Source organism: Streptomyces sp. NBC_00631 (assembly GCF_045206895.1).
Taxonomy (GTDB): Bacteria; Actinomycetota; Actinomycetes; order Streptomycetales; family Streptomycetaceae; genus Streptomyces.
Window position 1 is genome coordinate 422,394 of record NZ_CP107734.1, and the last position, 18,857, is coordinate 441,250.

General features: G+C 68.6%; 15 protein-coding genes. 10 read left to right on the forward strand and 5 right to left on the reverse strand.

What is annotated here, in order from left to right; translation table 11 throughout:
* Positions 1 to 5 precede the first annotated feature (5 nt).
* Positions 6 to 1,070, forward strand: coding sequence for an aminotransferase class V-fold PLP-dependent enzyme (locus OHB00_RS02245; RefSeq protein ID WP_406430646.1), 1,065 nt, complete (start codon positions 6 to 8; stop codon positions 1,068 to 1,070).
* A gap of 93 nt (positions 1,071 to 1,163) precedes the next feature.
* Positions 1,164 to 2,453 carry a tetratricopeptide repeat protein gene (locus tag OHB00_RS02250; protein WP_406430648.1) on the forward strand — a complete coding sequence of 430 codons (1,290 nt, stop codon included), beginning with the start codon at positions 1,164 to 1,166 and terminating at the stop codon, positions 2,451 to 2,453.
* A 37-nt stretch (positions 2,454 to 2,490) separates the two neighbouring features.
* Here OHB00_RS02250 and OHB00_RS02255 read toward each other — a convergent pair whose 3' ends face one another.
* On the reverse strand, positions 2,491 to 4,068 hold the full coding sequence (locus OHB00_RS02255) for a B12-binding domain-containing radical SAM protein (RefSeq protein ID WP_406430650.1): 1,578 nt from the start codon (positions 4,066 to 4,068) through the stop codon (positions 2,491 to 2,493).
* Between the two features lie 435 nt (positions 4,069 to 4,503).
* Between OHB00_RS02255 and OHB00_RS02260 the strand changes: the two genes are divergently transcribed.
* Complete coding sequence (locus OHB00_RS02260; RefSeq protein WP_406445579.1) at positions 4,504 to 5,433, forward strand: ParB/RepB/Spo0J family partition protein; 930 nt, start codon at positions 4,504 to 4,506, stop codon at positions 5,431 to 5,433.
* Between the two features lie 35 nt (positions 5,434 to 5,468).
* Here OHB00_RS02260 and OHB00_RS02265 read toward each other — a convergent pair whose 3' ends face one another.
* The gene (locus OHB00_RS02265; protein WP_406430652.1) at positions 5,469 to 6,752 is read right to left on the reverse strand and encodes a JmjC domain-containing protein; all 1,284 of its coding nucleotides are present in this window, start codon (positions 6,750 to 6,752) and stop codon (positions 5,469 to 5,471) included.
* A 256-nt stretch (positions 6,753 to 7,008) separates the two neighbouring features.
* On the opposite strand from OHB00_RS02265, the gene aepX reads away from it, so the two are divergent.
* The 3 genes from aepX to OHB00_RS02280 are packed head-to-tail and all read left to right on the forward strand — an operon-like array spanning position 7,009 to position 10,848.
* Complete coding sequence (aepX, locus tag OHB00_RS02270) at positions 7,009 to 8,598, forward strand: phosphoenolpyruvate mutase (RefSeq protein WP_406430654.1); 1,590 nt, start codon at positions 7,009 to 7,011, stop codon at positions 8,596 to 8,598.
* Between the two features lie 10 nt (positions 8,599 to 8,608).
* Positions 8,609 to 9,766: a phosphonopyruvate decarboxylase gene (gene aepY, locus OHB00_RS02275; RefSeq protein ID WP_406430656.1), complete on the forward strand. Its 1,158-nt coding sequence runs from the start codon at positions 8,609 to 8,611 to the stop codon at positions 9,764 to 9,766.
* Entirely contained in the window at positions 9,763 to 10,848 is a 1,086-nt protein-coding gene (locus tag OHB00_RS02280) for a 2-aminoethylphosphonate aminotransferase (RefSeq protein ID WP_406430658.1), read from the forward strand. Before aepY ends, OHB00_RS02280 begins: the two co-directional genes overlap by 4 nt.
* 1 nt (position 10,849) lies before the next feature.
* Here the strand turns inward: OHB00_RS02280 and OHB00_RS02285 are convergent, their stop codons facing one another.
* Complete coding sequence (locus OHB00_RS02285) at positions 10,850 to 12,724, reverse strand: aminotransferase class V-fold PLP-dependent enzyme (RefSeq protein WP_406430660.1); 1,875 nt, start codon at positions 12,722 to 12,724, stop codon at positions 10,850 to 10,852.
* A gap of 588 nt (positions 12,725 to 13,312) precedes the next feature.
* Between OHB00_RS02285 and OHB00_RS02290 the strand changes: the two genes are divergently transcribed.
* Positions 13,313 to 14,104 (forward strand): hypothetical protein, encoded by a 792-nt coding sequence (locus tag OHB00_RS02290; protein WP_406430662.1) that lies wholly within the window; start codon positions 13,313 to 13,315, stop codon positions 14,102 to 14,104.
* 46 nt (positions 14,105 to 14,150) lie between these two features.
* Positions 14,151 to 15,062: an ArsR/SmtB family transcription factor gene (locus OHB00_RS02295; RefSeq protein WP_406430664.1), complete on the forward strand. Its 912-nt coding sequence runs from the start codon at positions 14,151 to 14,153 to the stop codon at positions 15,060 to 15,062.
* A 20-nt stretch (positions 15,063 to 15,082) separates the two neighbouring features.
* Here the strand turns inward: OHB00_RS02295 and OHB00_RS02300 are convergent, their stop codons facing one another.
* Together OHB00_RS02300 and OHB00_RS02305 are read right to left on the reverse strand one after the other, a co-directional pair.
* Positions 15,083 to 16,309 carry an MFS transporter gene (locus OHB00_RS02300; RefSeq protein ID WP_406430666.1) on the reverse strand — a complete coding sequence of 409 codons (1,227 nt, stop codon included), beginning with the start codon at positions 16,307 to 16,309 and terminating at the stop codon, positions 15,083 to 15,085.
* A 4-nt stretch (positions 16,310 to 16,313) separates the two neighbouring features.
* Entirely contained in the window at positions 16,314 to 17,303 is a 990-nt protein-coding gene (locus tag OHB00_RS02305; protein WP_406445580.1) for a diiron oxygenase, read from the reverse strand.
* A 252-nt stretch (positions 17,304 to 17,555) separates the two neighbouring features.
* On the opposite strand from OHB00_RS02305, the gene OHB00_RS02310 reads away from it, so the two are divergent.
* Together OHB00_RS02310 and OHB00_RS02315 are read left to right on the forward strand one after the other, a co-directional pair.
* Complete coding sequence (locus OHB00_RS02310) at positions 17,556 to 18,017, forward strand: NUDIX hydrolase (protein ID WP_406430668.1); 462 nt, start codon at positions 17,556 to 17,558, stop codon at positions 18,015 to 18,017.
* 96 nt (positions 18,018 to 18,113) lie between these two features.
* The gene (locus OHB00_RS02315; RefSeq protein WP_406430670.1) at positions 18,114 to 18,851 is read left to right on the forward strand and encodes an inositol monophosphatase family protein; all 738 of its coding nucleotides are present in this window, start codon (positions 18,114 to 18,116) and stop codon (positions 18,849 to 18,851) included.
* The last annotated feature ends 6 nt before the right edge of the window (positions 18,852 to 18,857 follow it).

Below are 18,857 nucleotides of genomic sequence, written 5' to 3' on the forward strand. Positions count from 1 at the left end.
GGCAGGTGGATGCCGCGACACGTGCCCAATTCGGTTCGGCCTATGTGCATCTCGACACCGCCTGCTACGGGCTGCTCCCCGCGCCCGCGACGGACGCCGCGCAAATGCTGCTGCAGGAGCTGGGCGCTCACCGGGGCATGGGCGCCGGCCCGTTCCAGGACCTCGACGCGTGCCGGCGTTCTTTCGCGAGGATCGCCGGTGTGCCGGCCGGGCGCGTGGCGCTGGGCAGCGCCGTGTCCGTGAGCGTGAGCCTGGTGGCGTCGGCACTGCCCGACGGGGCGGAAGTGCTGTGCGCGGAGGACGAGTTCATCTCTCTCACCAACCCCTTCGCCGTCCGGCCCGACCTGAAGGTGCGGACGGTGCCGCTGGCGGATCTGGCGGCCTCGGTGCGTCCGGGAACGGATCTGGTGGCGGTCAGTTCCGTCCAGTCCGGCACCGGGCGGCTGGCGGACCTGGCGGCGGTCCGTGCGGCCGCCAGGTCCCACGGTGCCCGGACCCTGGTCGACACGACGCAGGAGTGCGGGTGGCGACCCGTCCGCGCCGCGGACTTCGACGTCACCGTGTGCAGCGCCCACAAATGGCTGTTGTGTCCCCGCGGTGTGTCCTTCCTGACGGTGTCGGAGGAGGCGCAGGAGTGGATCCTGCCGCGGCACGCCTGCTGGATGGCGGGCGCGGACCCGCTCGGCCCACCGGCCGACGCCGTCCAACTCGCCCGTGACGCCCGCCGTTACGACCAGTCGGTGCCCGCGCTCGCGTACGCGGCCGGCCGGCACAGCCTGGAGCTGATCGCGGAACTCGGTGTGGAACGCGTCGGCCGCCACAACATCGCGCTGGCCGACCGGTTTCGCGCGGGAGCCGTCCGGCTCGGTCTCGAACCGGCCCCGGCGCCGGGCTCCGCGATCGTCCTCGTCCCCGGCGCCGCGCACGCCGTCGGGCACCTGCACCGCGCCGGGATCACCGCCACCGACCGGGGCGGGCTGCGCTGCTCCTTCCATCTGTACAACACCGAGGAACACATCGACCGGGCTCTGAACGTGCTGGAGGAGTCGTTGAGCTTGCGGGCGACGTGAGCACGCCCACCTGGGCCCGGGATACGCCGGCGCGCCGGGCGACTTCACCGGCACCAGGGACATCGGAGACGCCATGGACGCATCGGAGACGTCATGAACGCACCTGAATTCACGCTCTACCTGTTCGGCAGCTCGGTGCCCTGGGGGTTTCCCTACGCTCCCACGTGCGACATCGGCACGATCGTCGCGCAGTCCTGGTCCGGCTCGGTCGGCGGCGTACCGCTCGTCGTGCGCAACGAGGCCCGGTACGGGGCTCCCTCACGTTACGCCCTGGAGCGCATCCGCTCGGCGACCCAGCAGCCGCACCGCGCCAACTCCGCGCTGGCGCTGGTGTATTCGGGCAACAACGAGTTCCTGCACCTGGCGCCCGGGCGTGGTGCCACGCAGGGGTGGGGGCCGGCGCTCATGACGCCGGAGGAGCACGCCGCCATCATCGACCGGCACCGCGCGAACCTCGAAGCGGGCGTCCTCGCCCTGCGCCGCGCCCACATCGAGCCCGTCCTCGCGACCATTCCCACCAACCTGCGCGACTGGCCGCCCACTTACAGCGCGCTCGACGCAACCGACCTGGTGCTCCGCTACCAGCGTGCGCAGGACGACGCGCGTGCGGGCCGTACGGAGCAGGCGGTGCGCCGGCTCCGTGAACTACTCGCGGAGCAGGGCGGGTTCGCCCAGGCCCACTTCCTCCTCGGACGCCTGTACCTGCACTCCGGCCGGGCCGACGAAGCCCGTCGGCACCTGGTGGCCGCCAACGACTGTGACGGCCGCCCGCTGCGCGCCACCACCGACATCAACCGCACCATCCGTTCGCTCGCCGATACCCACGGCGTGCGCTTGCTGGACGTCGAGACGGACTTCACCGCGGCCGCCGGCGGCGTGTGCGGTCGTGGTGAATTCTGGGACGACTGCCATCCGACCCTGGAGGGATACCGGCGCATCGCCGCCCTGCTCAACGACCACGTCGCCGACCTCGCCGGCACGGGGGCCGCGCCGCGGGTCCCTCCGGTGGACGAGGTCCGCGCGCACCATGGCATCGGCACCGCGTTCGACGCCGACGTCCTGTGGCGCATCGGCATGTACTACTACAAGCACTCCTCCTGCTGGGACAGCGCGCTCACCCTGGAAGTGGCCGAGGAGCACCTGCGCCGCGCCTTGGAGATGACGCCGGCGAGCATCGAGGTGCACATCGCCCTCGCGCTCGTCCTCGCGCGCCGCGGCGACCGTGCCGCGGCACGCGAACTCCTGGCCTCCGCCCTGGAGTTCGACCAGAACCGCGCCCTGTGGCTACTCCACGGCCCGGAGGCGCGCGCCCACTTCACCGCCCTGGACATCGACGACGCGGTCCGGTGGGTGCTCGGGCGCGCGCCGGCGGACACCCCTTGACCCGGGGCGGGATGGGGGCGCCGCCGGCCGTGGTCGCTCACGCGGAGGCCGCGGCGGCGCCCACGTCTCCCGGGCGGTACTCCCGGACCAGCTGGTCGAAGGCGGCGTCACCGGCCGGGGTGTCCGGTTCGGCCTCCCGTACGCGGTGCCACTCCGATTCCGGCGCGGTCTGGTAGAGGCCGTAGCACTTGGCGATGCCGATCACTTCGGAGCGGCTGAGCTGCGGTTGGTCGAGGATACTCACGTCGGGGTCCGCGATATCGCAGAAGGTGTCGGGGTCCAGATAGCCGTTCTGCTCCGCGATCTTGCGCAGCTCGGTGCCGTGCAACGGCGAGAAGATGAAGCACCCGACGGTGTCGATGTCGTCGGGCAGTCGCCGGGTGAACTCCACTGTCTCGAAGACGAGTTCGCGGGTCTCCTCGGGCATCCCGATGATGCAGTTGCCGGTCGTGGAGAAGCTGCGGCCCGAGCAGATCTCGAAGGCTTTGCGCAGTTGGTCGTTGGTCTGGAACCGTTTGAGCATCTTGCGCCGGTACTCGGGGTTGCCGTGCTCGATCCCGATACTGGTGCGGAGCATGTTCATGCGTTCCAGCCCGTCGGCGGTGTGCTCCGTCATCGTCTCGGAGCGGGTGTTCATCCAGAACGGGATGCGGTAGTCGTCGTAGCGCTCGACGAGTTCGTCGAAGGCTCGCGTGGGCAGCGCCAGGAAGGTGTCGGCCAGCCAGTAGACCAGCTCGATGTTGTGTTCCTTGTGCTGGTGGTCCAGCTCCGCCATCGTACGGTCGAGCGACTTGCGCCGGTAGAACTTGCTGCCCTGTTCGGCGTTGGCGATGCGGTTCTGCCCGGGAGAGTTGCAGTACGTGCACTGGAAGGGGCAGCCACGCTGGCTCTCGATGCCGATCGTCCGCCAGAGCTTGCCCTCCATGGGGCGGTAGATCGCCTGCTCCTCGAAGAGGGAGTAGTCGGCGAACGGCAGGTGATCGAGGTCCACCCGGGGGCCCAGCGGATTGCGGTACAGCTGCCCGTCCTCGCGCACCCACAGGTTCGGGATGTCGGTGACGGACCGGCCCTCGCACATCCGCTCGCAGAGTTCGATCAGCGCGATCTCGCCCTCGCCGCGGCACACGTAGTCCCCGACGTGGTCCCGGAGGATGAAGTCCGGGGCGAACGTGGCGAAGGGGCCGCCCCAGATGGTGGGAATGCGCCGGTCCTTCTCGGGCAGCGCCCGGATCATGGCGCGGCCGACGGAGTACGTGTTCTCGACCACAGAGACAGCGATCAGGTCCGGCTGGTACTCCGCCACCTTGGCCCGGAAGTCCTCCAGCATGCTGGACTGCCGGAAATGAACGTCCCGGTCGAGCCAGTCGAACTGCTTCACGAAGGTCCGGTAGTGAATGTAGTTGTCGGTCAGAGGCTCCGCGTAGAAGGTGCTGTCAAAAAGGTGCACCTGGAAGTCTTTTTCGCGGAGTAACGAGGTGAAGAGCCCCATCGAGTAGGGCATCATCGCCGACTGCTGGATATTCGGGTAGACCAGCAGAACCCGGAAGTCTTTGGGCTTCTTCTTCGAGTACCTCTTGGCGCCTCGGGTCTGCAGCTGTACGAATTCCTGTGCCATCTCTGCTCCAACCGGAGTCACTGGTGCCGCGAGAAGGAGTTCCGAACGTGCCATGCACGATTGCGCACGGTCAACTGTGCTCACCACCGCCCGGTCGAGCACGCTCCGGTCTTCTGTTCGCGGACGGCACATCTCCCGAACCCGCTGCGGATGGCCTCGCCGGGACGTCGGACCCGGCGGACGCTTCGGGTACTCCGGCGCTGCACGATCACTTGATGCACGGTGCACCAAGTGCGAGACTCAACGTTGCTCCTCGTTGATCAAGCAAGCGTTCCCCCCACTGCATGGCGACGATAAGGAGGCGGCGACTTGACGTTGAGTCCGTCGAAGGAAGACATAAATACCGGCTCGACCAGCACCATCGCAACTCACGACAAGCCTCGTCTGCACAGCGTGGATTCCTGGCCCCGGCACCGTCTCGACGAATCGGCCCCGGTGTCCAGCGTACGGTTGTCTACCCTGATCACCTGTGAATCCCCTCGGCTGAGCGGAGAGGACGAGGAACACATTCGGGTCCTAGCCGAATCCGGAGCGCAACTGCCGCCGATCGTGGCGTGTCGGCGGAATCTGCGCGTCATCGACGGTCACCATCGGGTCCGCGCGGCGATGCTGCGCGGGGACGACCACATCGCGGTCCAGTTCTTCGACGGGCCGGACGACGAGGCGTTCATCCTCGCCGTGCGTCTCAACGTCGAGCACGGGCTCCCCCTGACCCGCGCGGACCGGCACTCCGCCGCACAGCGGATCCTGCGCACGCATCCCGACTGGTCCAACCGGCTCATCGCCGAACTCAGCGGCATCTCGGACAAGTCGGTGGCGAGACTGCGGTGTGCGACTGCGGAACTTCCGCAGTCGCACAGCCGAACCGGATGCGACGGTCGGACCAGACCACTGACCACGCAGGAGGGACGGCAACGGGCGGCGAGGCTGCTGGCCGAACAGCCCGACGCCTCCTTGCGGCGCATCGCGCGGGCATCGGGGATCTCCGTCGGCACCGCACGCGACGTCAAGGACCGATTAGGCAAGGGCCTCTCACCCCTGCCGGACGCCGCGCGGCAAGGTTCCCGTCTGTCGCAGCCCGAGACCGCCGAGGAGGATGTCTGCGTCACTCCGCTCCGGCTCGACGGTCGCCAGCAACTGCTGGTGGCCCTCACCAAGGACCCGTCGCTGCGTCTGACCGACGTCGGCCGGAAGTTCCTGCGGCTCGCCCTGGCCCACCCCAATGACGTACGGAGCTGGGATCGGCTGGTGGAGGGTCTGCCGCCGCACTGTCTCGACCACGCGCTGCAGCTCGCGCGCAGCCATGTCGAGGCGTGGCTGCACTTCAGCACTGCCGTCGAGCAGCGCAAGGGCCGGGCCGACTGACGTCGTGCTCGGTGCGGGACCCGGCCACAAGGCACTCACCGCCCTGGCGTGCCCCATCGGCGCCGCAGCACACCGGCCTCCTCGCACTCCTGCAGCAGATTCCACACGTCCCGCGGACTCAACTGCCCCTCTGCGGCCTTGAGCGCCTCATCGAAGACGAACCACTCCGGGGCCTCGCCCAGCATCCAGCGGCACAGCGGCGCGGCCTCGGCGGGCAGTTCGACATCGATGCCCTGTCCGCCGTAATCCACCACGACCGGCGGTTCGGATATCAACAGCCGCGCGCCGGCGTCCGGTTCCACCTGGAAAGCCGCCTGGTGGTGGGAGGCGAGGTTGCCGAGCAGGTCGTCGTCCAGGAGCGAGCGCGGGTCCGCGAGCGCCTCTCGTCCGCGCTCGGCGGCCGAGGCCATCCCCTGCCGGGCCTCGTCGGTCGGACCGGCCAGACCGAACGCGCCGAAGGGCGTGGTGCGCATCCACGGTTCACGGGTGAGTCGGCGCTCCAGGGCGGCGAGTAGCACATGCGACCACGTGGGCAGGGCGAAGTGGTAGCCGAGCGACAACGAGGCCTCGTCGTCGGCGAGCGTCGTGTGGTAGATGCCCCGCGGCAGCAGGAGCACGGATCCGGCCCGCATGTCGATCTCCTCCAGGCCGGTGACGAACTCGGAGTGGGTGGCCAGCCGGGGAATCGAGGGCGGGAAGTCAAGGCGCGCCGCCAACTCCTCGTTGTAGAGGGGGAATTCGAGCAACGGATGCCGTCCAACGCGCCAGCGCTTGTGGCCCCGCAGGTGCACCACGACGCTGTCGAACCGGTCGTAGTGCATCCCAAGGCCCGAGCCGGCGCCCGCCGGTGTGTACACCAGGCTCAGCACGAACGGCCACGCGCTGTTCCACGGATCGGCTAGGCCGCGGGCCGCGATCGGCTGGTGCGGCAGGCCGAGCGCCTCCAGGATGCCCGTGCTGCGCCGCAGGGCCTCGGGCAGGTGCTCCAGCATCTTCCAGCAGATGATGGTGTGTCCCGCGTGGTACAGCGGAACCGCGTCGCTGATCGTCGTCGGGGGAAAGGTGTACAGGTCCTGCACGTCCTGGGTCGCGGCCGCGCTTCCCTCATCGCGGGCCGGGTCGCGAAATCCGTAGACCGACACCTCCATGTCGGGCGCGAACTTGGCCAGCGCTTCCGGTGTGGAAAAGCGTTTGGCTATCTGTTCCTCAAGGGCTTTCTGGTCGCCGTGCTCGATGAGATGGCGTCCTTCTGCCCAGTGTTTGCGCGGCGCGTCGTACGCGCTTGTGCCCGGGAACAACTCCTGCAGGGCGTCGGTCATGGGGCTCTCCCGTCCTGGTGCCTACTCGGTCGGCGGCGGAGCGCGGCTCGCGGTGCGTCACCGTATTTCTGTCTACAGCCAACAGGGGCTCAGCTCCAACTGACCAGTGTTGCCCGCGAAACTGAGGAGTCTTTAGGCTGACGCGACCTGACGCGGACATGAGGTGACCTCGTTGACTTTCGCACCGAAGAAACTTCTGCCGGGAATGCTTTCCGACGCCGACCGCTCTCTTCCCAAGAGCACTCGGCTCCGTCGCATGCTGCGGTCGGATCACCTCGAATTCATCCTCGAAGCCCATAACGGGATCAGTGCCTCCATCGCCGAGGAGGCGGGGTTCCGGGGTATCTGGGCCTCCGGGCTCGCGCTGTCCGCACAGTTCGGCGTGCGGGACAACAATGAGACGAGTTGGTCGCAGGTCGTCGACATGGTCGAGTTCATGGCCGATGCGACGTCGGTGCCGATTCTGCTCGACGGGGACACAGGGTACGGAAACTTCAACAACGCCCGCCGGTTGGTGCGCAAACTCGAACAGCGCGGTGTCGCGGGCGTGTGCATCGAGGACAAGTCGTTTCCGAAGACCAACAGTTTCATCAACGGCCAGCGCCAAGAGCTGGCCGACATCGACGAGTTCTGCGGGAAGATCGCCGCGGCGAAGGACTCCCAACTCGACGACGACTTCTGTGTCGTGGCCCGCGTGGAGGCGTACATCGCAGGGCGGGACACCCGGGAGGCGCTGGCGCGCGCGGAGGCGTACCGGCGGGCCGGCGCGGACGGGATCCTCATCCACAGTTCACAGTCGAAGCCGGACCAGATTCTCGAATTCGCCCGGGAGTGGGCGGGCCGCGCTCCGCTCGTGATCGTGCCGACCAAGTACTACAGCACGCCCACGCAGGTGTTCCGGGACGCGGGGATCAGCCTGGTGATCTGGGCCAACCACCTCATCCGCAGCGCCGTCGACTCGATGCAGGCCACCGCGCGGCGGATCTTCGAGGACGAGTCGCTGGTCGAGGTCGAGGACCGCATCGCGAGCATCACGGAGATCTTCCGGCTCCAGTGCACGGAGGAACTGGCCGAGGCGGAGCACCGGTACGCCGCCGGGGCGCCAGCCACGACGGCGGTGGTCCTCGCCGCGAGCCGCGGCGACGAGCTGACCGACCTCACCAGCGACCGGCCCAAGACGATGCTCTCCGTCAACGGGAAGCCGCTGCTCACCCGGCTCGTCGAGCTGTGCAGGACCCAGGGGATCGGCGACATCTCGGTGGTGGCGGGATACCGGGCCGACAGCATCGACGTCAAGGACATCGGCCTGATCGTCAACGACGACCACGCGACGAACGGCGAACTCGCCTCGCTCGCCTGCGCCCGCCACGCCTTCAGCGACGAGATGGTGATCCTCTACGGCGACTTGTTGTTCCGCAGCTACATCCTGCGGGAGTTGCTGGAGTCGGAGAGCGAACTCACCGTGGTCGTCGACTCCCAGGAAGCCCATCCGGGCACGATCCGCGACGACGCGTACTGCTCCTCCCCCGACGACCGGTCCCTGTGGGGGCACAACGTCCTGCTCCAGCACATCGGAAGCGACGAACGCAGCGACGCGGCCGGCCCACAAGGCCGCTGGATCGGCATGTTCCGGGCCCGCGCCGGTGGCCGGGCCTGGATCGAGGAGGCCCTCGACGCCCTCAGCGTCAGCCCGCGCTTCGATCACCTGACCTTGAGCGACCTGCTCAATCACATCGTCGAGGCGGGCCATCCCGTGCGCGTCCTGTACATCCACGGGCACTGGCTCGACGTGAACTCACTCGGCGACCTCGAACAGGCCGGCCGGTTCACCGCCGGTCAGCCGTGAAGGAGCCCCCGTGATCCAGGCCCGCGATTTCGTCGACCGTGCGCTCGCCCGGCGCTTCGACTCGTACGCAGGAGTTCCGTGCTCCTTTCTCACTCCCCTCATCAACCGCGTCATCGGCGACGCGCGCACCGGCTATGTGTCGGCGGCCAACGAGGGCGACGCGGTCGCCATGGCCGCCGGGGCCTGGATCGGCGGCCGGCGCGGCGTCGCGCTCATGCAGAACTCCGGTCTCGGCAACGCGCTCAACCCGCTGACCTCGCTGGTGCACACCTTCCGTATCCCCGTCCTGGTCATCTGCACCCATCGTGGGGCTCCTGGCGTGGCCGACGAGCCGCAGCACGCGTTGATGGGACGGATCACCGACACGCTCCTGGAGACCATGGCCGTCCCGTCCGCGCGCTTCCCCGACGAGCCGGACGCGATAGCGGGCGTACTGGACGACGTCGATCAACGCTTCGGGAAGCGGGAGCCCGCCGCGCTGGTCCTCGAACGGGGCTGCTGCGCCCCGTATCCTCTGGCCGCGGCGGAGCCGGCTCCTCGCGCGGCGACCGCCGCCGTCGAGGGGCGTGGGCATGTGCTGGCGGCGGGGCAGCGCTCGCCGCGCCAGGCGTTGTTGGAGACCGTCGTGGAGATCGGCGCCGCTCCACGGACCGTTGTGGTGGCCACCACCGGCTACACGGGACGGGAGCTGTACGCGCTCGCGGACCGGCCGAACCACCTCTACATGGTGGGCTCCATGGGCTGCGCGTCCTCGTTGGCGCTCGGCCTGGCGCGGGCCCGGCCCGACCTGCGGGTCGTCGTGGCGGACGGCGACGGCGCGCTGCTCATGCGCATGGGCAACCTCGCGACGATCGGCGCGTACGGGCCCGCGAACCTGCTGCACGTCGTCCTGGACAACGAGGTGCACGACTCGACCGGCGCACAGGCCACGGTCAGCGCGCAAACCGACTTCGCGGGCATCGCCGCGGCCTGCGGGTACCGCAGGGTGCTGCGGACCGACGCGGTGGACGAGCTGCGGGAGTTCTGCACCGGGCCGGCGCGAGCGGCAGGGCCGCACTTCGCGCACGTCAAGATCGCTCCCGGCACCCGGGCCGGCCTGCCCCGGCCCCATTTGGCACCGCCCGACGCACTCGACCGATTCGTGGATCACACAGGAGGGTCCCGATGAAGACCATTCTGCTCAACCCCGGTCCCGTGACACTGTCGCGGCGCGTACGGGATGCGATGCTCCGGCCGGATCTGTGCCATCGCGAACCCGAGTTCGGTGCCCTTCAGGAAGGGCTGCGCCGCAAGCTGCTCGCCGTGTACGCGAGCGACCCGGAGCGCTGGGCGCCCGTGCTGCTCACCGGGTCCGGCACCGCGGCGGTCGAAGCCATGCTGACCAGTCTCGTGCCGTCGCACGGCCGCGTGCTCATCGTCGAGAACGGTGTCTACGGCGAGCGCATGACGCAGATCGCCCGCGCGCACGGTCTGCCCCACCAGCACGTTACCGCGGCGTGGTCCGCCCCCATCGAGCTCGCCACCGTCGAGCGGGCGCTGCGCTCGGCCGCGTTCACTCACATCGCGGTGGTGCATCACGAGACGACCACGGGACGGCTCAACGACCTCGACGGCCTGGCGGCCCTCGCACGGACTCATGGCGCGCGGCTGCTGATCGACGCGGTCAGCAGCTTCGGCGCGGAGGCGATCCGGCTCGACGACTGGTGTGTGGACGGCTGCGCGGCCACGGCGAACAAGTGCCTGCACGGCGTGCCCGGTGCCGCCTTCGTCCTGGTGCGCCGGGCCGCGCTGAGCAGCACCGAGCAGCGCACCGTGTACTTGGACCTCACCGCGCACCTCGCCCGTCAGGACGTCGGTTCGACCCCCTTCACCCATGCCGTCCAGGCGTTCTACGCGTGGGACGAGGCGCTGGACGAGTTCGCCGAGGAGGGCGGCCTGTGGGCCCGGCGCGCGCTGTTCCGCACCCGCATGGGCCGGATCAGCGAGCGGCTGCGCGCCTGCGGCGTCGCTCCTCTGCTGCGGGACGACGAGACCTCCTGTGTGCTGCGTTCCTTCCGGCTGCCTCCCAACCACGGCTACGCCGCCTTGCACTACCGGCTCAAGCAGGAGGGATTCGTCATCTACGCGGGCCAGGGCTCACTGTCCGGCGACATCTTCCGGGTCTCGGCGATGGGCGACATCGGCGAGAAGGACCTGACGCGGCTGCTCGACGCGTTCTCGACGGCCCTCGCCGAGCCCCTCGGGCAGTAGTTCAGTCGATGTGGCTGGGGGCGAGGTCGCGTGCGGCGTCCAGCGCCGCCGCCAGTGTCCGCACCGCCAGGTCGACGTCGTCGTCCACCAGCCAGCCGACGTGGCCGAAGTTCAGGGTGGGTACGCCCTGTGGATCCACCCCGGTCGCCACAACCATGCGTGCCGTCGCGAACATCTGGTTCTGCAGTTCCCGCACGTCGACCGTGGCTGGGAGCAGCACCGCCGTGCAGGCTGCGCTGGGCCGCGCACTGGCCAGTTCAAGGCCCGCCACGTCCACGCAGCCGCGCCGGAACCGCTCCGCCAGGCGCTGGTGGTGGGCGAGCACGTGGTCGAGGCCGGCCTCAAGAACCAACCCGACGGACATCTGTAGTCCGGCCAGGGCCGGTGCCGCGAGGCGTCGGCCGGAACTCTCCGCCCCACGGTGCGCGCGCAGGTCCAGCGACGTGCCGGCGCAGCCGCCGTCGGCCGCCGGTTCGTCGAGGAGACGCAGGGCGCGGGGTCCCAGTGCCACCAGGCTCACGCCGGGCGGCGCCATCATGCCGCTGTCCGACGAGGACAGGGCGATGTCGACGCCCCACTCGTCCATGCGCAGGTCGTCGGCGCAGAGCCCGAGGCACGCGTCGACCGCGAAGAGAGCGTCGTTCGCCCGCAGGACCTCCGCGACGGCCGCGAGGTCGGTGCGTGTCCCGTCCTCCGCCTCCGTCTGGGAGAGCAGGACGAGGCGTGCCGCGGGGTGATCGGCGAGCAGCCGGTCCAGTTCCGTGGGCGTCGCCCCGACGCCGAACGGCGTCAGCAGTGAGAAGACCCGTACCCCGAATCGGTCGGCGGCCTTCCGGCGTCGTTCGACCGACGTGCGGCCGCCGACGATCAGGATGGCGTCGCCGGGGGCGCAGAGCGTCCGCAGGACGGCCTCCCAGGCGAGATCGTCGGGTCCCGAGAACAGCAGTACCGCGCCTTTGGTCCGGAACAGTTCGGGCAGTTTGGCGGTGACGTCACGCCACACCGCTTCCAGGACCGGTGCGCCGGAGGCGGGCGCCTGACGGCCCAGCAGGGCCTGCACCTCGGCGGGCAGCCGCGGGACACCCGGGGTCCACCACCGCGCGTCCGGAATGACCTGGGCGACGGTGGTCCGGTGCTGGGCCGGCAGGCTGGTGAACGCTCCGGGGCGAGCGGGAGCGACCGGTCCCCACTGGCTGCGATCCGCCGCGCGGACGAGCACGAAGTGGGGGACGAACACGAGGCCGGACAGCACCGCGAAGAACCCGGTGAGCGCGATCAGGGCCTCTTGGGTGACCCCGCTGACGACTAGGGCCACGGCCATGGGCAACTCGATGGGCGAGAGGTTGTAGATGCCCTTGACGATGCGTCGGAACGCCGCTTGCAGCCGCGGATACCCGGCCACGCTCGCCGCGTCGGGGCGCACCTGCCGGACGACAGCGATGTACACGGCCTGCACGACCGCCAGCGCGGCGGCGAGCAGGATGTTGCCGGGCCGTGGGTCGTCGAGCAGGAGCGCGGCCGCCGCCCCCGCGACCAGGCCCATGTTCCCTGTCCAGTGGGCGAGTTGCTCCAGCAGCGTGCCGGAGAGGGAGGGCTGTCGGCGGTGCCGCGCGAGGTCGCCGTCGAGACAGTCGAGCAGGATGGAGAGCAGGATCAGAGCAAGCGCGTACACCGTGTGCTCGTAGGCGAGGGCCACGGACGCGGTGATGAGGAGCAGGGCCCACACCACGGTCAGCGCGTTCGAGCTCAGCCGCGTGGGGGTGAGCCGCGCGGCCAGACGCAGGCTCAGGAACTTGAAGGGCGTGTACAGCGGCGGGTACGGCGGCGTGACGATGGGGGGCTCGGTCGTGGGCGTGAGCGGCGCGGGCTGGGACAAGGCTCCTCCGTGGTGGCACCGACGGGAAAGCCCGGCAGGGCCGCGTACGACTCCTGCCGGGCCCACTGGCGCTGCGGCCGGGGCGTCACACCGTACGGACGTGCCCGGACGGCGTGCCCTGGTCGGCCGTGGGACGTGTCTCTCAGACCGCCAAACCCGCTGGTACCAGCTCGGGAGCGAGACTGGCCGTCAGGCTGGGTGCCAGGCTCGCCGCGGGCGAGAGGTCAGGAGCGAGACTGGCCGTCAGATTCGGCGCCAGGCTCGCCGCGGGCGAGAGGTCAGGAGCGAGACTGGCCGTCAGATTCGGCGCCAGGCTCGCCGCGGGCGAGAGGTCAGGAGCAAGGCTGGCGGTCAGATTCGGCGCCAGACTCGCTACTGGATCGACACTGTTCATGTTTTCTCCCGTCGATTGTCGCGACATGGAAGGGACTTATTCTGGGGAGCCGCGAATATCCGGTCAAGGGACGTCAGTTGCGCCGTGACGAAACAGGGGGATTCGGCGTGCGGCGAATGGGTGTTCCGCCGCACGATGGTGCCGTTACTCTTGCCGCTCCCCTCTAGTGTCCGCGTGGTCATCTACTGCCGGAGATGCTGATGAAGATAGACGTGGCTCAGATTCTGGAAACGCTGAAGAGTCGTCGCCTCCTGCCGGACACCTGCCAGGCGGCATTCCTCGTCGGCTCTGCCGCCCGCGGCTGGAGCAATCAAAAGAGCGACATCGATGTGTACCTGGTCAGTACGGATCCCTGGCCGATGCCCGACCTGGTGGGGGTACCGGTGCCGCTGGAACCCGCCGAGGTCGGCTGGCACTCCTCGTTCATCGACAACCGCGGGTGGGACCTGGCCTATTGGCTGGACACGCAGGTCGACCAGATGCTCGCCAAGGTCTCGTGGACGGACTACGACCAGACGCGCGCCGCGAGCGGGGACGCTCTCGCGCCACGGGAAGAGGTTTTTCTGGAGCGCGTGACCACGTGCGTACCGCTGATGGGCGAGGACTGGCTGGCGCGTCGACGCGCCGAGGTCGAGTCATCGGCCTACCGCTCTATCCTGGTCACCCGGTCGTTGGGCGCGGCGGACATGGCCGTCGAGGACACGCTCGGGCAGTTGGAGGACGGCGATGTGAACAGTGCCGTGCTCTCGGCCCGCACCGCGCTCTCGCACATCGTCGACGCGCTGCTCGAAGAGCGGGGCCAGTACGGCAGTTACATTCCGAAGTGGCGGGCTCGGCGCTTCCAGGAGGCCGATCCGAAGGCGCTGCCTTTCGCGAAGTACTGGGAGCTTGAGACGATGCAGGGCTTCGATCCCCGCGACCCGTCGAAATGGATCAACGAGGTTCTCACGCTATGCCAGGACTTGTCGTTGAAGATAGAAGTCTGAGGCGCATTGTGGCCCGAACCCGTCGGCGTGCTCGGCCCCGGGCCTCGTGATCCGCATCCAGCTCGACGACCTGACGCTGGGGCGGGTGCGCATGGCCATCAGCCCGCTGTGGGAGGCCGTGTGCAGCCTGGCGCTGACCACCCGGTACCGCGCCGAGATCCCCTACCCGTACGCCAATTGGGCCGCGACGGCCATGCGCCGCGTCTCGCGTGACCTGCTCGGAGAGCTGAACACGACGATCCGGGCACACACCCTGGCACCGTCCGCCTCCCTCACCCCCATTCCGCGCTCCCCCTCGCCCGACATCGAGGAGGAGTTGGCGGCGCTGCGAAGCGCGGGACACGACCGGTTCGCGTACCTCATCGGTGAGTACTGGGCGGCCACGATGGCCTCGTCGTGGCCGGCGATGCGCGGTGTCCTTGAAGAGGAGATCCTGGTCCGCGGCCGCACGCTGGTCACCGAGGGCGCGGACCGGATGCTGGAGGATCTGGGCGGGCGGATCCGCTGGCACCGCCAGGAGTTGAGTGTTCCGCACCGGACCGACATGGACTACCGCATGACGGACGGGCGGCTCATCATCGTCCCCACCCTGTTCGGGCGCGGCGCGCGCGTCTTCTGCACGGTGCGGAACACCCTCGCCTTCTCCTACCAGGCGCCCGGAGCCGCCGTCGTGAGCAGCTCGTCCCGGCGCAGTGCCAGGGATGTCGACGACGTACGTCCAAGAGACCGGCTGACGACGCTGCTCGGGCGCGGTCGGGCCAAGGTGCTACGGGCGCTGGCGTCGCCGACGACGACCACGGGACTGGCCAGTTCCATCGGACTGGCGCCGAGCACCGTCTCGCAGCACCTGGCCGTACTCTCCTCAGCCGGCTTGGTCCGACGCCACCGGGTGGGGCCTCGTGTGCTCTACGAGTTGGAGGAATCCGGCGTCACCCTCCTCACCGAGCTGGGTGCCTAAGCCCCGGGGCCGTCCGCTGGTCAGCCGATTCTGCGCAGATTGCGTACGGCCGGGACGGCGAGCAGGAGGCCGACCGTGACCAGCAGCATCACCGAGGAGAAGTACAGGACCGGCACGGCGCCGAGCCAGACGGAGGCCGGGCCCGCGGCCATCTGTCCAACCGGCTTCATGACGAGCGATCCCGCGACGTCGTAGGCGTGCACCCGGCCCAGGACGTCGGGGGGAATCTTCGTCTGCACGCTCGAATGGAACATTACGAGCCAGAAGGCGCCGCCCACTCCTTCCATCGCGTAACCGGCCGCGAGCAGGGGCGGCGGCCAATTCAACGCGACTGCAAGAATACCGATTACCGAGCAGGCCATGGCGATGCTGCCCGCGCGCAGCGGGAAGATGGGTCGGATGCGTGCGGCCAGCAGTCCCCCGAGTACCGCGCCCAGACCGAACACGGACATGATGAGACCGAGTGCGCGTTCCCCGTGCCGCAGGGTGATCAGGCTCTGCCCCAGTGTCAGGAACGGGCCGTTCACCGCCACCTGATAGAGCATGAAGATCACGATCACGCTCCACAGCCAGGTCCGCACCCTGAACTCGTACCAGCCCTGCACCAGGTCCAACCGGAACGACGTCCGTTGCGTCGAGCGCGCGAACGTCAGGCGCATGGCCAGCAGGCAGCCGGCGCTGAGGGCGAACGTCCCGGCGTCGATCAGCACGACGGCCCACACCGGGCAGAAGGCCAGAAGGAGCCCGGCGGCGGCCGGCCCGGCAACGGTCATCAGGGATTCCGTGACGCGGATCGCCGCGTTGGCCCGCTGCACATCGCGCGCTGTGCGCGGGATGACGCTGCCGTACCCTGGCTGGAAGGCGGCGGTGCACACTCCGCTGAGTGCCAGCAGGGTGAGGATCAACCACAGGTCGGGGCGGCCGGCCGCGAAGGCAAGCGCGAGAACGCCGTGCAGGACCAGACGCGCCACGTCCGCGACGATCATGACGCGGATCGGGGTGAACCTGTCTGCGAGCACCCCGCCGAGGATCACCAGCAGTGCCAGTGGCGCGGTGTTGGCCGCCAGGGCGTATCCCACGCCGGTGACGCCGTATCCGGCGCGCAGCACCGCCACCGTGATCGTGATCGGCACGAGCATCTGGTCGCCGAGGACGGACACGGTGCGGGCCAGGAACAACAGGGTGAAGTTGCGGGACCAGAGCCGTTCGGGCAGCTTGTCCCGTTCGGCGCCGAGCAGCACGGACATGGACCTACCCGCGCCGGCTGTGCGGGCGCGGGGGCGAGAAGTCGTAGTCGACGCGCTCTTCGATCCCCAGGTCCCGGACTAGGTGTTCCACCGTGCTGAAGTCGGTGAGCATAGGGCCGGAATCGGGCGAGCGGCGCGTTTCGGCGATGATTTCCTCGGCGCCGGCCACGCCCACGAAGGCGAGAATGTCCGACCAGATCTCGTAGTCCTGTGCGCCGAGTGCCCGAATCGCCTCAGGAATCGTCTCGATGAACAGGTCGCACTGTTCCTGGTTCAGGTGCACGAACACGTCTTTCATAACTTCTGCCACGATCGGGCCGTGTGCTGCCTCGTCCCGCGCGTGCAGCCGTGCCACCAGAGCGTGTACTGGCTGGATCGTCGTGTCCCGGGCGAGCAGTTCGAGGAATTTGTTGATGTGCAGTTCACCCACGACGGTCCAGACGAGGAACAGGATGTCCCGCTCCCATTTCTCGCTGCGCGCCGCGGTCAGTTCGAAGAGCCGACGGTTCGTCACCGGGTGGGAGTAGTCGGGTTCTTCCGTGAGGCCACGCGCCTCCTTGGTGCGTCGCATGGCGGTCATGTGCATGTAGGTGTGCCACACCTCGTCGATGTGCGACTGCTGGAGGGCTTCTTTCGCCGTGTACCGTTCGACGCCCGGAAATACCCCGTGTGTCAGCATTTCAAAGGTCGGATTGGCGACGTACTCCTCGGCGGCGACCACTCGCGCATTGTAGGCCTGCCAGCCCAGCGTGTTGACGAGGCGTCGCGACTCCTCGGGGGCCTCCAGGAAACGGGGGTGCCCGGAAAACGGAATCAGGCGTACCGGATAGTCGGTGACGTCCGAGTCCCGGGCCGCCGATTGCATGAAGGCGGCCATGTCCGTGCGTATGCTCGCCCGTCGGGGCCAGGACGCGACGATCCGCTGGAGAGTGTCGGACCCGATGTGCGGCTGCGCCTCCGGATTCTCGGATTCGAACTCAGAGAAATCTGACATATCCACGAGGTCGTCACCTCTCCTTCTCCGACAGAATGCACCCCACTATGAGGGCGCGCAAGGCGGTTCTGTCAAGACTCTTCCGCAAGATCGTCGATGTCTTCGAGGGTCGGAATCCAGCAGGTCAAAAGGGAGGATTCGGTTACCGGCGAAACGCTGTCTTATCGCTGCCGAGCCGAGATATTCTCCCCTCCGCAACGCCCACCGCCAGCAGGGTCCAGTCGCCCGAAGGCCCGTCACTGGAGAGGCCCGATGCCCTATATTGCAGAATTGCGCGCCCAGGTGGGAACCCGCCCGCTGATTCTTCCCGGGGCGTCCGTCATCGTCGTGGACTCGCACGGTTCGGTCCTGCTGATGGCCCGCGCGGACACCGGGGGCTGGGGGCTGCCCGGCGGATTCCTGGATCCGGGTGAGTCGCTGGAGGAGGCCGCGCGCAGGGAAGTACGGGAGGAAGTCGGCCTTGAGTTGGGCGATCTCACCCTGTTGAACGTCTTCTCCGGAGCCGACCAGTACTTCCGCTACCCGAATGGCGACCAGGTGTTCAATGTGACGGCCGTGTTCACCGCGACTGCGCCGGACCAGAACTTTTGCCTGGATCCCGGCGAGGTCACCACAGCGGAGTTCTTCCCCCTGCACCGAATTCCGGATACCGTCATCGCGCCCGAGGTGCCAATTCTCGAATTCTATGCGCGAACGACAAAAGACTCTCCATGAAAACCGGAGCCCAGCTTCATGGACTACCTTGCGTTCCTGGATTCCACACTGGCTGACGCGGCGAAACTCGCCCTGGCCGCCCCGCCGCACGGGCCGGTGCGGGTCAAGGCCGAGGACGCGGACCAGGTGGTGACGCCGACCGACACCGCGGTCTCCGCCTTCCTGAAGCACCGGATCCACGACCGGTTCCCCGCCGACGGCATCGTGGACGAGGAGTCCGGTCCCGTCCGCGGGACGACGCCGGTGACCTGGGTCATCGACCCGATCGACGGCTCGTCCAACTTCGCGGCCGGGGCCCCGCTTTACGGCGTCATGGTGGGCGTCCTGCACCGTGCGCGGCCGGTGGCGGGCGCGGTGGCGCTGCCGGTCTTCGCCGAGAGGTACGTCGCGCAGACCGGCCACGGCGCCTTCCTGAACGGGCGCCGGCTGACGATCCGCGGCGACGGCGACATGGCGCAGGACCTCATCTCGTACGGAATTGACGTCCACCAGGAAGACGTCGATCTCGACTTCCGCGCGCTGCGCCTTCTCGCACCACGCTGCCGAGGTCTACGCATGAGCAACAGCATCTTCGACTGCATGATGGTCGCGAAATCCGCGTACGCCGCGTTCATGCACAGACACAATCGCCTATGGGACTGTGTCGCCGCACAGATCATCACCGAAGAGGCGGGGGGAATATTCACCGACATGGAAGGACGCAGGATCGACTACACCGATCCGACCGCGCGCATCAATGACGTGTATTCGATGCTGGCCTGCGCACCCCATGTGCACGACACGATCAAGGATCTCCTCAGGGAAAGTTCCTCGCGCAGTGCACGGAATGGGTAGGCCATG